8 protein-coding genes are annotated in these 14,361 nt (G+C 67.1%); 2 read left to right on the forward strand and 6 right to left on the reverse strand.

Going from position 1 to position 14,361, the window contains the following annotated elements:
* Positions 1-28: 28 nt before the first annotated feature.
* From ACVN9Z_RS25535 to clpS, 5 genes are all read right to left on the reverse strand, one after another.
* A complete protein-coding gene (locus ACVN9Z_RS25535) occupies positions 29-1,345 on the reverse strand; it encodes a paraquat-inducible protein A (protein WP_458212788.1) in 1,317 nt (438 codons plus the stop codon).
* A gap of 271 nt (positions 1,346-1,616) precedes the next feature.
* The gene (gene clpA, locus ACVN9Z_RS25540) at positions 1,617-3,926 is read right to left on the reverse strand and encodes an ATP-dependent Clp protease ATP-binding subunit ClpA (protein ID WP_024069529.1); all 2,310 of its coding nucleotides are present in this window, start codon (positions 3,924-3,926) and stop codon (positions 1,617-1,619) included.
* A 55-nt stretch (positions 3,927-3,981) separates the two neighbouring features.
* On the reverse strand, positions 3,982-6,204 hold the full coding sequence (gene pbpC, locus ACVN9Z_RS25545) for a penicillin-binding protein 1C (protein WP_107315709.1): 2,223 nt from the start codon (positions 6,202-6,204) through the stop codon (positions 3,982-3,984).
* Positions 6,201-11,345, reverse strand: a complete 5,145-nt coding sequence (locus ACVN9Z_RS25550) for an alpha-2-macroglobulin family protein (RefSeq protein ID WP_227740243.1) — start codon at positions 11,343-11,345, stop codon at positions 6,201-6,203. Before ACVN9Z_RS25550 ends, pbpC begins: the two co-directional genes overlap by 4 nt.
* Positions 11,346-11,576: 231 nt before the next feature.
* On the reverse strand, positions 11,577-11,891 hold the full coding sequence (gene clpS, locus ACVN9Z_RS25555) for an ATP-dependent Clp protease adapter ClpS (RefSeq protein ID WP_006383989.1): 315 nt from the start codon (positions 11,889-11,891) through the stop codon (positions 11,577-11,579).
* Positions 11,892-12,117: 226 nt separating this feature from the next.
* Here clpS and ACVN9Z_RS25560 point away from each other — a divergent pair, with 226 nt between their 5' ends.
* A complete protein-coding gene (locus tag ACVN9Z_RS25560) occupies positions 12,118-12,363 on the forward strand; it encodes a cold-shock protein (RefSeq protein ID WP_006220277.1) in 246 nt (81 codons plus the stop codon).
* Between the two features lie 92 nt (positions 12,364-12,455).
* Positions 12,456-12,974 (forward strand): DUF192 domain-containing protein, encoded by a 519-nt coding sequence (locus ACVN9Z_RS25565; protein WP_006383990.1) that lies wholly within the window; start codon positions 12,456-12,458, stop codon positions 12,972-12,974.
* A 119-nt stretch (positions 12,975-13,093) separates the two neighbouring features.
* On the opposite strand, the gene pcaF is transcribed toward ACVN9Z_RS25565, so the two are convergent.
* A complete protein-coding gene (pcaF, locus tag ACVN9Z_RS25570; RefSeq protein ID WP_006383991.1) occupies positions 13,094-14,299 on the reverse strand; it encodes a 3-oxoadipyl-CoA thiolase in 1,206 nt (401 codons plus the stop codon).
* Between the last annotated feature and the right edge of the window lie 62 nt (positions 14,300-14,361).

Below are 14,361 nucleotides of genomic sequence, written 5' to 3' on the forward strand. Positions count from 1 at the left end.
CCAGGCGGCAGACAGCGCCGCGCCGGACTCAGCCCGCTTCCACGCCAGCGGACGCCGGGCGCCGGCCCGCTGCCGGCTCCGTGGCGTCCAACTCACTTACCGCTTCCAGGTCCCAACTGCGGCGCAGGTCGAAGCTCATGGCTGACAGCATGGTCAGGATGACCACCACGCCGAAGGCCGCGGCGCCCGCGCCGGCACTGATTTCCATCAGGCCCTGGAAATCGGCCAGGGCCGCCAGCAGGATCACGACGAACACGTCCAGCATCGACCATTGGCCGATGAATTCGACCATCTGGTACAGCCGCGTGCGCGGGCGCAGGTTGGTGGTGCTGCGCCACTGCTCGGTCAACAATAACAGGATCAGCGCCAGCAACTTGGTCAGCGGCACCGCCACGCTGGCGATGAAGACGATCAGCGCGATGTCCCAGGAGCCCATGTCCCACAGTTCCACCACGCCGCCCAGGATGGTGTGGGCGCTGTCGCCCAGCACCGAACTGACTTTCATCACCGGCAGCACGTTGGCGGGAATATAGAACACCACGGCCGCCAGCAACAGGGCCCAGGTGCGATTCAGGTGATCAGGCTTGCGGTAATGGACCACGGCGTGGCAACGCACGCAGTGGTGTTCTTCCTCGGGATCGGCGTCGCGCGGCACGGCCTGCACCTGGCCACAGACATGACAGCCTGTCAGCACCACGTCGGGGCCGGCCTCGGGCACGTGCACCGGCACCACGCCCTCGCTTTCGGCGTAGCGCCACAGCACGTGCGGCGTCAGGCGGCCCAGCATGGTCAGGAAGATGGTGAGCACGCCAAAGGCGAACAGGCCGATGCCGGGCGAAACGGCCGCCATGCCGGCCAGCTTGACCACCGCCACCAGCACGCCGAGCAGGAACACCGGCACCATGCACCATGGCCGCAACAGGCCCAGCAATCGCATCGCGCTCCGGAACGCCGCCGGCTCGACGCCGCGCGACAGCGGGCCCAGCACCCACAACAACACCGCCAGCTGGACCAGCGGCAGCACGAAGCCCGCCAGCCCGGTCATGACGGCCACGGTGTAATGCCCCTGGCGCCAGGTGATGTCGATGGCATCGAGCAGCGAGGCCTGCTGCACCATGCCCTGCACCGACATCGAGGCGACCGGATAGGCATTGGCCACGCCGAAGATGATCAGCGCGGCGATGGCAAGCGCCAGCCAATTGGACAAAGTAAGCCCGCTGTAGCGCCACAGGGTGGCACCGCAGCGGGCGCAATTGGCGGTCTCGCCAGGTTCGAGCTGATGTCGGCGATAGATGCTTGCGCAGTGCTCGCACTCGATCAGCGGCTGGCTCTCCGCGGTCGTCATAGGCAGGGCCTGCTCCCCCTAAAAGAAGCCTCGCACAGGCCTGTAATCGGCTGCCAGGCTAGGCGTGATCGCCGCCGCGTGGCTCCGCCACGCAAGGTGAGCGCAACGACGCCTGGCAGCCGATTACAGGCCTGCCCGAAGGGTGAGTACCCAAATGAGCGCCTCTCAGCGTTGCGAATGCTCGCCGGGGGGCCGCCACGACTGCGCTTCGCGCCTTGATAGTCACTCATTTGGGTACTCATGCGAGGCTTCTTTTAGGGGGAGCAGGCCCTCATTCGACGAGTTCGACTTCCTGCTTGTCCGGGGCGGCCGACGGCGGCTTGCCGTGGTCGTCGAAGTCCAGCGTGACCTTGCCGGCCTCGTCCAGGTCCACCGTGACGGTGCCGCCATCGACCAGCTTGCCGAACAGCAGCTCGTCGGCCAGCGCGCGCCGGATGGTGTCCTGGATCAGGCGCTGCATCGGCCTGGCGCCCATCAGCGGGTCGAAGCCTTCCTTGGCCAGGTGCTCGCGCAGGGCCGTGGTGAACACGGCTTCGACGCGGCGCTCGTGCAACTGGTCTTCGAGCTGCATCAGGAACTTGTCGACCACGCGCAGGATGATCTCGCGATCCAGCGGCGCGAACGGGATGATCGCATCCAGCCGGTTGCGGAACTCGGGCGTGAACATGCGGCGGATTTCCGCCATTTCGTCGCCCACCACACGCGAATTGGCGAAGCCGATGGACGGACGGTTCAAGGTCTCGGCGCCCGCGTTGGTCGTCATGATGAGGATGACGTTGCGGAAGTCCGCCTTGCGGCCGTTGTTGTCCGTCAGCGTGCCATGGTCCATGACCTGCAGCAGGATGTTGAAGACGTCCGGGTGGGCCTTTTCGATTTCATCGAGCAGCAGCACGCAATGCGGCTGCTTGGTGATGGCCTCGGTCAGCAAGCCCCCCTGGTCGAAACCGACGTATCCCGGCGGCGCGCCGATCAGGCGCGACACCGCATGGCGTTCCATGTACTCGGACATGTCGAAGCGCAGCAGCTCCACGCCCAGCGTGAAGGCCAGCTGGCGCGCGACTTCGGTCTTGCCGACGCCGGTGGGGCCGGAGAACAGGAAGGCGCCGATCGGCTTTTCCGGCTTGCCCAGGCCCGAGCGCGCCATCTTGATGGCGGCGGACAAGGCCTCGATGGCGTTGTCCTGGCCGAACACGACGGTCTTGAGGTCGCGGTCGAGCGTGGCGAGCTTGCTGCGGTCGTCGTTGGAAACCGACTGCGGCGGAATGCGCGCGATCTTGGAAACGATGTTCTCGATGTCGACCTTGCCGATCACCTTCTTCTGGCGCGAACGCGGCAACAGGCGCTGCGCGGCGCCGGCCTCGTCGATCACGTCGATGGCCTTGTCGGGCAGGTGGCGGTCGTTGATGAAGCGCGCCGACAGCTCGGCGGCGGCCGACAGCGCCGCGGCCGAATAGCGCACGTTGTGGTGTTCCTCGAAGCGGCTCTTCAGGCCGCGCAGGATCTGCACGGTCTGCTCGACGCTGGGCTCGGCCACGTCGATCTTCTGGAAGCGGCGCGACAGCGCGTGGTCTTTCTCGAAGACACCGCGGTATTCGGTGTACGTGGTGGCGCCGATGCACTTGAGCTGACCCGAGGACAGGGCCGGCTTGAGCAGGTTGGACGCGTCCAGCGTGCCGCCCGACGCCGAGCCGGCGCCGATCAGCGTGTGGATTTCGTCGATGAACAGGATGGCGTCGGGATTGCCGCGGATCTGCTTGAGCACGCCCTTCAGGCGTTGCTCGAAATCGCCGCGGTACTTGGTGCCCGCCAGCAGCGCGCCCATGTCCAGCGCGAACACTTGCGCGGCCTGCAGGATCTCGGGAACCTCGCCGCGCGTGATGCGCCAGGCCAGGCCCTCGGCGATGGCGGTCTTGCCCACGCCGGCCTCGCCGACCAGCAGCGGGTTGTTCTTGCGGCGGCGGCACAACACCTGGATCACGCGCTCGACTTCGTGCTCGCGCCCGATCAGCGGGTCGATGCGCCCGGCCAACGCCGCGGCGTTCAGGTCGGTCGCATACTGGTCCAGCGGCGACTGGCGCGATTCGCCCTGTTCTTCACCATTGGTTTGCTGCTCTTTCTGCACGGCGGCGGACTCCACCTGTGGCTGTTTGGTAATGCCATGCGACAGGAAATTCACCACGTCCAGCCGCGTCACGCCCTGCTGTTGCAGGTAGTACACGGCGTGCGAATCCTTTTCGCCGAAAATGGCCACGAGCACGTTCGCGCCGGTGACCGGCTTCTTGCCGGTGCCGCCCGCGGACACGTGCATGATCGCGCGCTGGATGACGCGCTGGAAACCCAGCGTGGGCTGGGTGTCGACTTCCGCGCCGCTGGGGATCACCGGCGTGTTTTCCGAAACGAACTGACGCAGGTTGCGGCGCAGGTCATCCAGGTTGGCGGCGCAGGCGCGCAACACTTCGACGGCGGAAGCGTTATCGAGCAGCGCGAGCAACAGGTGCTCGACGGTAATAAATTCGTGCCGGGCCGAACGGGCCTCGACAAAAGCCATATGCAGGCTGACTTCAAGCTCTTGGGAAATCACGCTTCCTCCGTAACGCATCGAAGCGGGCAAATACACGATTCATATTCTATGCCGATCAGGGCGTAACGCCAGCGATTTCAAAAACCACGCTGTCATGACGGCCTTGCGCGTCCATGACGGTAAGCGTATACCGTCCGTCCCGCGTCAGCACCAGATTAAACGGACGACCCGACGCGGCATGACCCACCACGCGACCATCGAGCATCCACCAAACTTCGCCTTCGGCGCCCTGCACATCCACATCCACCGCCACCTGCGCGCTGCCAGGCACCGGCCGCAATACCGACCCGGTGGCCACGCCCCCCAGGCGCAACGGCCCTTGGGTGGCATCGGCATAGCCGGCGAACGACGGCGGCACCGTGTCATTCAAGGCCCAGGCCGCGCGCTGCTCGGGGCATTCGCCCGACGGCACGCTGCCCAGCCGGTAACCCAGCGGCCAGCAGGTCACGACCGGCTGCACCGTGGCGGGCCGCACGCGCACGTGCTGGGCGCCTTCCGGCAGGGCCGCCACGATATCCTGTAGTAGCGGCGCCGCCACATTCGCCCCGAAAAATCCGGGGTTGGGGGTGCCGTCCGGCCGGCCTACCCACACGCCGATCGTCCAGCTGTCGGTCACACCGACCGCCCAGGCATCCCGGAATCCGAAACTCGTCCCGGTTTTCCAGGCCAGTTGCCGCGCCGGGCTGCCCGACTGATAAAAGGGCCGGTCCGGGTGGCCGCCGCCTTCCAGGATGTCACGCACAATCCAGGCCGCGCCAGCACTCATCATACGGGACTCGACCCGGGGCTGCTCCGGCCGCAGGCGCGCGCGCCCGGAAATGCCGCCACGGGCCAGGGCCCGATAAGCACCCACCAGTTCTTCCAATGTGGTGCCGCCCCCGCCCAAAATCAAGCTCAGATTCGGTTCGGCCCCGGCGGGCAAACGTAACCAGACCCCGCCCGTCAGCATAACCGACGCAAAGCGGGTCGGCCCGACGCGGTCCAGCAGGTCCACCGCCGGCACGTTGAGCGAGCGCTGCAGCGCCTGCGCCACGCTGACCGGCCCCGAGAACGACGCCTGGAAATTGCCCGGCGCGTAGCCGCCAAACGACAGCGGCGCATCGATCAGCAGGCTTTCCGAGTGGATCAGGCCGTCGTCCAGCGCCTGGGCGTACAGGAACGGCTTGAGCGTCGAGCCGGGCGAGCGCACGCCGCGCACCATATCCACGTGGGCGTAGCGGGAATCATCGGAAAAATCGGCGGAACCGGCGTAGGCCTTGACCTCCAGCGTGTCGTTGTCCATCACCAGCACCGCCATCGAAACCTTGGGCGGCAGGTTGTCGACGCGGTCCAGCAGCATGCGCTCGACCGCGGCCTGCATGTCGGCGTCCAGCGTCGAGGTCAGCAGCGGCGGACGGCTGCCGGGACGGCGCGAACCCGCCTGCGGCCGGCCGGCCTCCTGCAACAGGCGCTGCGCCGCCAGCGGCGCCAGCCAGCGGGCCCGCAGCGGCGGCGCCACCACCTGCTCGATCTTGGCGTCAGCCACCTCGGCCGGCGTCCAGCGGCCAAGCTCCACCATGCGATCCAGGACCTTGTCGCGCGCCGCCTGCGCGGCCTGGGGATGGCGGTCCGGCCGCAGCCGCGACGGGGCCTGCGGCAAGGCGGTCAGCATGGCGGCCTCGGCCGGGCTGAGATCGCGCGCCGGCTTGCCCAGCCACAGGCGCGAGCCCATTTCCACGCCCTCGACAATGCCGCCCATGGGCGCGTGGGTCAGGTACAGCGACAGGATCTCATCCTTGCTGTAGTGCATTTCCAGCTGCACCGCGCGCCAGGCCTGGCGCAGCTTGGCGCTCATCGAGCGCGACGGCTTGCCGGCCAGTTGCGGGTCGATCAGGCGCGCCACCTGCATCGTCAGGGTCGAACCGCCCGAAACGATGCGGCGGTTGGTGGCCCATTGCCAGCCGGCGCGCGCCAGCGACACCGGGTTGACGCCGGGGTGCCAGTAGAACCAGCGGTCCTCGTAGGTCAGCAGCGTATCGAGGTAGTGCGGCGACACCTGGTCAGGCTTGACCGGGTAGCGCCAGATGCCGTCGCGGCTGGGATAGTTGCGCAGCGGCGTGCCGTCGGCGGCGACCACCACGGCCGCGCCGCCGGAGTCGATGGTCGGCAAGGGATAGAGGCGGTCGAGCACGAATAACAACGCGGCCAGCGCTGACAACACGCTGGCCGCGAAGAGTCCGCGCCGCCGCCAGCGGCGGGCGCGCGAGGCGCCCGCCGGCGGGGTGGCGGCGGTGTTCAAGGACGCTGCTTGGCGCTGCGATCGCGGATCTCGACCGTGCTCCATTGCTCGCCTACGCCACGGATCTCGGGCCGGTACATGTCTTCGGCCACGGTCGACGGCACCGCGTAGCGGCCCGGCGTCACGACCCGCACCAGGTAGAACACGTCCACCTTGCCGCGACCCAGCGAAACCGCCGCAACATAACGATCATCGCGGAATTCGCGGTGCTTGATGTTGGGGTCGGCCATTGCGTCGGCCACGCGGCGCCCGCCGATGCTCCAGTCCTGCATTTCGGGGCTTTGCGACAGGTTCAGGTTCTCGACCTCGAAGCCGGCGGGCACGCGGTCCACCAGCAGGCCATCCGGGATGTTCTGGTTGGCGCTGGCCTGGACCCACACCACCAGCATGTCGCCGGTCTGCAGCGTGCCGCCATCCCACGGCTTGCCGTCCGGACGGTACCAGCCGCGCTTGAGCTGGATCACGTCGTTGCGCGGCGCGGGCACCGTGGTCGGGCTGCCCTGGATGTCGTACTCGATGAAGAGCGACTGGCTGCCGGTGTTGAGCAACTGCGTGCCGGCCAGCTCGGCCGCGCTCAGCGACACGGTGCGGTCGGACCTGCCGCCTTCCAGCTCCTTACGCACGCCGTTGACGGTCAGCGCGGCCTGCCACGGAGTCGACTTGTCGCCGCCGGCGGCGCGCGCGGCCAGCAGCAGGGCCATCTGTTCCTGCGTCGACAGGTACGAACGGTTGCCCATGCGCGCGGCCAGTTGCGTCATCAGGTTCTCGACGCGGTCATGGCGCAGCTCGTACTGGTTGGCCAGCGCGTACGCCAGCGCGTAGTCGCGCACGGCGCTGCCGTAGTCGCCGAGCCAGTCGTCGTAGTAGCTGTTGGCGCGGCGGGTGATGCCGTATTCGCGCGTCATGGCCAGGTCGAGCGCGCTCTTCATGCGCCCTTCGTCGCCCATCAGCTTGAACGCGGCGGCCAGCTGGATCAGGGGCAGCGGCGAACGCGCGCGGTCCTGGTAGTTGTCGAACAGCTGGCGAACCGTCGACAGCGGCGCCTTCTTGTCACGCGCCAGCGCCAGGGCGGCCGTGGCCAGGCCGGCGAAGCGGCGATGGTCTTCGCGCAGCACGCTCAGCCCGCTGCTGTCCAGGCGGCCCGACTCGAAGTCGCGCTTCAGGTTGGCCGACCAGGTGCCGAACGAACCGCTGCTCTGCTGCACCTGCTCCAGCAGCCACTGGCGCGAACGGTCCAGCGAGGCCTCGGGGATGGTGAAGCCCTTGTCGCGCGCATCCTGCAGGAAGCCCACGGCGTAGGCCGTCAGCCACACGTCGCGCGCCGAAGAACTGCTCCACAGATTGTAGGAGCCGACGGCGTTGCGCATGCCGGACAGGCGGCCGATGGCGCCAGCCACCTTGGCTTCGCGCTCGGCCTGGGTGCGCGGCTTGAGGCCGAACTGCTTGGCCGCTTCTTCGTCGATCAGCACCCACGGCAGGGTCGCGCTGATGGTCTGCTCGGTGCAACCATAGGGGTAGTTGAGCAGGCCTTCGACCACGCGGTTGACGTTGATCGGCGGACGGTTCGAGACCGTCATGCTGACCGTGGTGGAGTCCGGATAGTAGGACGCCACCCACGACGCCTGCGGCGTGTTCGACTCGCCCGGGTTCAGGCGCAGGCGGCGCACCTGGCGCTCGGCCGCGTAGGCCGGCTGCACCTGCAGCACTGATTCGCGCACGATGTGGATCGGCTTGGCGCCGCCCTGCCCGTCCACGGTCAGGCGCATCAGGCCCAGGCCATACGAGCCGGTGGTGCTGGCGGTGAAGCGCAGCGTGGTGCGTTGCTTGTCCTTGAGCGTCACGGTGCGGGTGCCGTCGACGATGCCGACCGGATCCAGCGCTTCCAGCTTGACCGTCACCTTCTGGTCGGAGCCGCTCAGGTTGGTCACGTCCAGCGCGATGGCGGCCTGGTCGCCCGGGGTGATGAAGCGCGGCGTGTTCAGCTCGGCCACGATCGGCGCCGCCACCACCATTTCGGCGTCGGTGCTGCCGTAGTTGTCGGCGGTGAACGCGACGGCCATCAGGCGCAGCGTGCCGTTGAAGTCGGGCAGGTCCAGCGGGATGTCGGCCTCGCCCTTGTCGTTGAGCTTGACCGGACCCGAGAACAGGTCGACCAGCTTGACCTTCTTGGGCAGGCTCTTGCTGTCGCCGCGCATGGCGGCGTCGCCGCCCCACTTCAGCTTGCCCTTGGTGCCGTCCATCTTCTCGATCAGCTTGCCGTACATGTCCAGCAGTTCGGGCGCGTAGCGGTGCTTGCCGAAGAAGAAGTCCAGCGGATCGGGCGTGCGGTACTGGTTGATGTTGAGGATGCCGACGTCGACCGCCGACAGCGTCACCATGGCCTGCTTGCCCTGCGCGCCATCGACCTTCACGCGGACCGTGGTCTTGGTCTCGGGTTCGGTCTTGGCGGCGGCGCTCAGCTTGACGTCGAGCTTGCGGTCGGCGCTGGCGATCGGCAGGAACGTCAGGCCCAGCGCGCGCGCCGGCGTCACGCGGTCGCCTTCGCTGCCGGGGCGGAACACCGCCGCGGCCACGTACAGGTCATGGCGCTTCCAGCTCTTGTCGATCGGGATTTCCACTTGCGTGCCGGTCGCCTTCACGGCCACCCAGGTCGACCACAGCATGCGGTCGCCTTCGACGGTGATCAGGGCCTGGCCGTCGTGCGGCGGCGTCAGGGTCAGCTTGACGCTGTCGCCCGGCTTGGCGGGCACGCCTTCCAGCTTCATCTGGACGCGATCGGGGCGGTTGCCCATGGCGTCGGCGTCCTGGGCGTCCCAGCCCGCGTAGAAGCGGTAGCGCAGGGTTTCGCCGGTCTCGGGATCGGCGATTTCCAGGCGGTAGCGGCCCCACTTGACCGGCACCGTGAACTGGCTGCGGTCCTTCAGCGCGATCTCGCGCGAGTCCAGCAGTTCCTCGGTTTCGGTGTAGCCGCTGTTCCAGCCGCGCTGGTCGTCGAAGCGCCAGTAGTACTGGCGTTCCTCGCGGTACAGGCGCATCTGGGCCTGCGCCAGCGGCGCGATCTTGCCCTGCGCGTCCACGCGCAGCACTTCGAAGGCGGCCGGGGCGCCTTCGCGCGCGACATCGCTGTCGAACTGCGGACGCACGGCAATCAGCTTGTCGGCGGGCCAGACGCTGCGCTCGATCGAGCGCACCACCGGGCGGCCGCCCGATTCCAGCAGGCTGGCCGAAACCCGCACTTTCATCGGCGAATGGGTGCCTTCGGTGCGCGGTTCGACCTCCAGTTGCGCGGCGCCGGTCGAATCCAGCGCCGCTTCCGGCAGTTCCTCGAAATGGCGGCGGGAATCATCGTCCACGTCGCCGAAAATGAAGCCGGGCCATTGCTGCGGCAACGCGTAGCGGTCGCGCTTGACCTGGAAGCTGGACAGCAGGCGGTTGCCGGCGGCCGGCGCGCCATACAGATAGTCGCCCTGCACGTCGACGGTCAGGGTGTCGTCCGGCGACAACACGTCCTGGTCGGAGGTCAGCGCCATCTTCATGCGTTCGGGCAGGAATTCCTCGACCTGGAACTTCCAAGAGGCATCCGGCGCGCGCGAAGCGGGATCAACGCGCAATTCCAGCATCCAGGCGCCGGTCTGGGCGTCCGGCGGCAGATCGATGGCGCGTTCGACGTAGCCCTGCAGGTCCTTGGCGGGCTGCCACAGATTGGTCGAGACCACGCGGCCGTCGGGGCGCTTGAGGGTCGCTGTCAGCGGCGACGGCGGCATCACGCGGCCGTCGAGGTCGCGCGGCAGCACCGACACGTGGAAGGTTTCACCGGGGCGATAGAGGTTGCGGCCGGCGTAGACGAACAGGTTGTTGGGGCGGGAAATGTGGCCGCCGGTATCGAATTCGGACAGGTCCAGCGCCGGTTCGGCCAGCGCCAGCACGGTCATTTCCTTGTCGCGCGAGGCGCGGATGACGCGGGCGTTGGTGAAGCTGCCGTCAAAGCGCACGTGGCCCTGGCCGTCGGCCTGGGCCTTGGCCAGCACCTTGCCGGCGCCGTCCACCAGTTCGAACAGCGCGCCGGAGATCGCCTGGCCGCTCTTGAGCGACACCGAGTAGGCCTCGATGCGATCGCTGTAGCGGCGCGCGTGCAGGCCGATGTCGCTGACATAAAAATAGGTGACCTGGTACTCATAGCGGAAACGGCCGGGCTGGCTCATCACCGCGACGTAGATGCCGGGTTCCTGCAATTCCTTGATGCCTTCGACCGGCAGGAAGGTGACGTGGCGGCGGTTCGGCTTGTCGTCCGTCAGGAAGCGGCCCTGGTAGACGCTGGTGGTCAGCGTGTTCAGGCGGTCCAGGTCCCAGTTGCTGACCGAGCCCTTCAGGCTGCGGTTGCCGGCATAGCGCCAATCGTCTTCGTCGTAGCCGCCGGATTCCTCTTCATCCGACGAGGCCGTGCTGCGGCCGATGCCCAGCACCGACTCGAACAGTTCCGGCACGCGCTCGGGCGCGACGCGCAGGAATTGCACGTCGACTTCGGGCATGTTGACGGTCGCCACCGGCAGGCCGCCGTTCTGGCCGGCCGGCAGCACCACGCCGCGGCTGGCGAAATAGAACGAAGGCGGCATGGCGTCGGTCACCACGTCGCAGTGCGAGCCCGTGGCCAGCGCAACCTTGTCGCCCTGGCCCGGCAGGCCCGCGCGCACCGAAACCGAATACGAGCGTTGCGGCTGGACGTAGGGGAAATACACCATGCGCGGATTGGAGCCGACCACCCAGTTGCCCTGGACGATCTTGCCCTTGGGCGCGGCGTCGCCCGGCTGGACGGAGCTCGGCTGCTGGCCGTTGGCGCTGCGCTCGGTGTCCTGGTCGGGTTTGCCCGAGGCGGCGCCCGTGTCGGTGACCTGCAGGAACTTGCTCAGGTCGGCCTTGGCCTCGACCGGCTGCGTGAAGGTGACCGCCAGCGCCAGCGAATCGTTGTACTGGCGCGGCTGGCAATTGAGCACCGCGAAGGCGTCGGCAGTGCCAACCGTGGCCGTGGCCGGCAGGGCCTCGGGCTTGGCGGCGCCGCCCGTCGCGGCGGGCGCGGCCGTGGTCGCCGCCGGCGTAGCCGTCTGCGGCGTTGCGGGCGCGGACGGTTGGCCGCCCTTGCCCATCCACCATCCCACGCCGATGGCGCCGGCCACCACGATCGCGCCGGCTACCGCCAGCCAGGTCTTGCTGTTCTTTCCACTCACGGCAAACCTCCCCGCCTACTCGAATGCAATGCTCCTTTGCGGCGGAGCTGCCGACCTGATAATGCCGCGCGCTTCTCGGTGCGCGGTTCCTGCTTTTGCAACCCTGTACAGCAGAACGCCGCCAGTCGTGGCGGCGCTGTTCCTGCGAGTTCAGACCGGTTCCATCACGCACTGCAAGGGATGCTGGCGGGCCCGCGCATACTGCGCCACCTGGGCGATCCGGGTGGCGGCGAGGTCGCGCGGATAGACGCCGCAAACGCCGCGGCCTTCGTGATGCACCTGCAACATGATGCGCGTGGCCTCTTCATGATTCTTATTGAAGAACTTCTGCAGCACCTTCACGACGAACTCCATCGGGGTGTAGTCGTCATTGAGCAACAGGACCTGGTACATCGGAGGCGGCGCGGCGCGGGCCGGTGCCTTTTCGACGGCCAAATCGTGCTGGGTATCCAAGGTAGAACTCATAGGGCGGCTATTCTATTTAATCAGGGGACGGCTTGCATGTAACTTACGCAAAATTACACGTAGAAATGCGTAGTTTCCATACTTGACTCCGCAAAGAAAAGCGGCGCATTATCCACGCATTCTGGGGTTTTCAACTCATCGAAAATCTGCCAGGAAGCCGGAGGGGGGACAGGGGTCTAGGCCGCGATGCCCTTCTGTCAACATACGATTCAATGAGGCAGTCCGCATGTCTGATACGACCGCAACCGCCGTCCAAGGGGACAATCCCAAATCGACGGGTACCGTCAAATGGTTCAACGATGCAAAGGGGTTCGGCTTCATTACGCCCGACGACGGCGGTGAAGATCTGTTCGCCCACTTCTCGTCCATCCAGATGAATGGTTTTAAAACCCTGAAAGAAGGCCAGAAAGTGGCTTTCGAGATAATCCAGGGGCCCAAAGGCAAACAGGCGCTCAATATCACCGCTGCCTGAGTTACCCTTTACAGCGCAACGGTAAGGTTGCGCCATTATCAGGCGGGGCTTTCGGGCCCCGCCTTGTTATTTTCTTATTACTGCGTCGGGTTATGCTGAAGAATGCTGCTTTGTTTCATGTCGGTCGTACGTTGTTCAAGACGGCGTTCATTAAAGCGGCATCGCGCAGGACGGCAACGGCACTGCTGAGCGCCGCCGCGCTGGCCCTGCCGCTGGCGGCCGGCGCGCAGGTCCCGTCGGGTCCGCAGGCGCCGCTGCCCACCACGCAACTGGCGGCCGGTATCCATATTATCCGCGCAGAAGTCGCCAACACGGAAGCCACCCGCCGCGATGGCCTCATGTTCCGCAAGGAACTGCCCGGCAACGACGGCATGCTGTTCGTGTTCGAACAGCCCGACGTGCAGTGCTTCTGGATGCGCAATACCCTGCTGCCCCTGTCGATCGCTTTTATCGCCGACGACGGCACGATCGTCAACATCGAAGACATGGCCCCGCAGACCGACGACGCCCATTGTTCCAAGAAACCGGTGCGCTACGCGCTGGAAATGGCGCAGGGCTGGTACGAGGCGCACGGCATCAAGTCTGGCCGCAAGATCGACGGCCTGCCCTGAGACGGCCGCCGCGAGACATGCAAAAAAGGGAGCCCGCGGGCTCCCTTTTTTGCATGTCCGCCCGGCGCGCCGGGCGGCTTGCGCCGGCGGACGCGGCCCGGGCGGAGGCCGCCGCAAAATCAGACGCGTTCGATGATCAGGGCAATGCCCTGGCCCACGCCGATGCACATGGTGCAAAGCGCATAGCGGCCGCCGGTGCGATGCAACTGGTTGATCGCGGTGGTGGCCAGGCGCGCGCCGCTGGCGCCCAGCGGATGGCCCAGGGCGATGGCGCCGCCATTGGGATTGACGCGCGGATCGTTGTCGGCGATGCCCAGCTGGCGCAGCACGGCCAGGCCCTGGGCGGCGAACGCCTCGTTCAGTTCGATCACGTCCATCTGGTCCAGCGTCAGGCCGGTCTGGGCCAGCACCTTGCGGGTGGCAGGCGCCGGACCGATGCCCATGATGCGCGGCGCGACGCCGGCGGTGGCCATGCCGACGACGCGGGCGCGCGGGGTCAGGCCGTGGCGGGCAGCGCCCTTTTCGTCGGCCAGCAGCAGCGCGGCGGCGCCGTCGTTGACACCCGAGGCGTTGCCGGCCGTGACCGTGCCGCCCTCGCGCACCACGCCCTTGAGCTTGGCCAGCGCCTCGATGCTGGTCTCGCGCGGGTGTTCATCCTTGGCGACGATGATCGGATCGCCCTTCTTCTGGGCGATCGAGACCGGCACGATTTCGGCGTCGAAGAAGCCTTCCTGCTGGGCGCGGGCCGTCTTCTGCTGGCTGGCCAGCGCGAACAGGTCCTGGTCTTCGCGGTTGATCTTGAAATCGTCGGCGACGTTCTCGGCGGTTTCCGGCATGGAATCGACGCCGTACTGGGCCTTCATCAGCTTGTTGATGAAGCGCCAGCCGATGGTGGTGTCGTAGATGGCGGCGTTGCGCGAGAAGGCGCTGTCGGCCTTGCCCATGACGAACGGCGCGCGGCTCATGCTTTCGACGCCGCCAGCCAGCATCAGGCCGGCTTCGCCGGCGCGGATGGCGCGCGCGGCGCTGCCGATGGCGTCCAGGCCCGAACCGCACAGGCGGTTGACGGTGGCGCCGGGCACTTCGACCGGCAGGCCGGCCAGCAGCGTGGCCATGCGAGCGACGTTGCGGTTGTCTTCGCCGGCCTGGTTGGCGCAGCCCATGATGGCATCGTCGAGCTCTTCCCAGCGCACGCCGGGGTTGCGCGCCACCAGCGCCTTGATGGCGACGGCCGCGAGGTCGTCGGGGCGCACGGAAGCCAGCGCGCCGCCATAGCGGCCGAAGGGGGTGCGGATCGCGTCACAGATAAAGGCATGCACGGTCATGGGATGCTCGGATTGAAGTGGAAAAATGGAATGCGGTCGATCTTAACGCAGCGGTTTTCGCG

It is taken from the genome of Achromobacter sp. KK8 (assembly GCF_054188005.1).

Excerpts from the sequence above, each read along its gene's own strand:
- ACVN9Z_RS25535 (WP_458212788.1), bottom strand. The coding sequence starts at position 1,345 with ATGACGACCGCGGAGAGCCAGCCGCTGATCGAGTGCGAGCACTGCGCA.
- ACVN9Z_RS25550 (WP_227740243.1), bottom strand. The coding sequence starts at position 11,345 with ATGGGCAAGGGCGGCCAACCGTCCGCGCCCGCAACGCCGCAGACGGCT.
- clpS (WP_006383989.1), bottom strand. The coding sequence starts at position 11,891 with ATGAGTTCTACCTTGGATACCCAGCACGATTTGGCCGTCGAAAAGGCA.
- ACVN9Z_RS25560 (WP_006220277.1), top strand. The coding sequence starts at position 12,118 with ATGTCTGATACGACCGCAACCGCCGTCCAAGGGGACAATCCCAAATCG.
- ACVN9Z_RS25565 (WP_006383990.1), top strand. The coding sequence starts at position 12,456 with ATGCTGAAGAATGCTGCTTTGTTTCATGTCGGTCGTACGTTGTTCAAG.
- pcaF (WP_006383991.1), bottom strand. The coding sequence starts at position 14,299 with ATGACCGTGCATGCCTTTATCTGTGACGCGATCCGCACCCCCTTCGGC.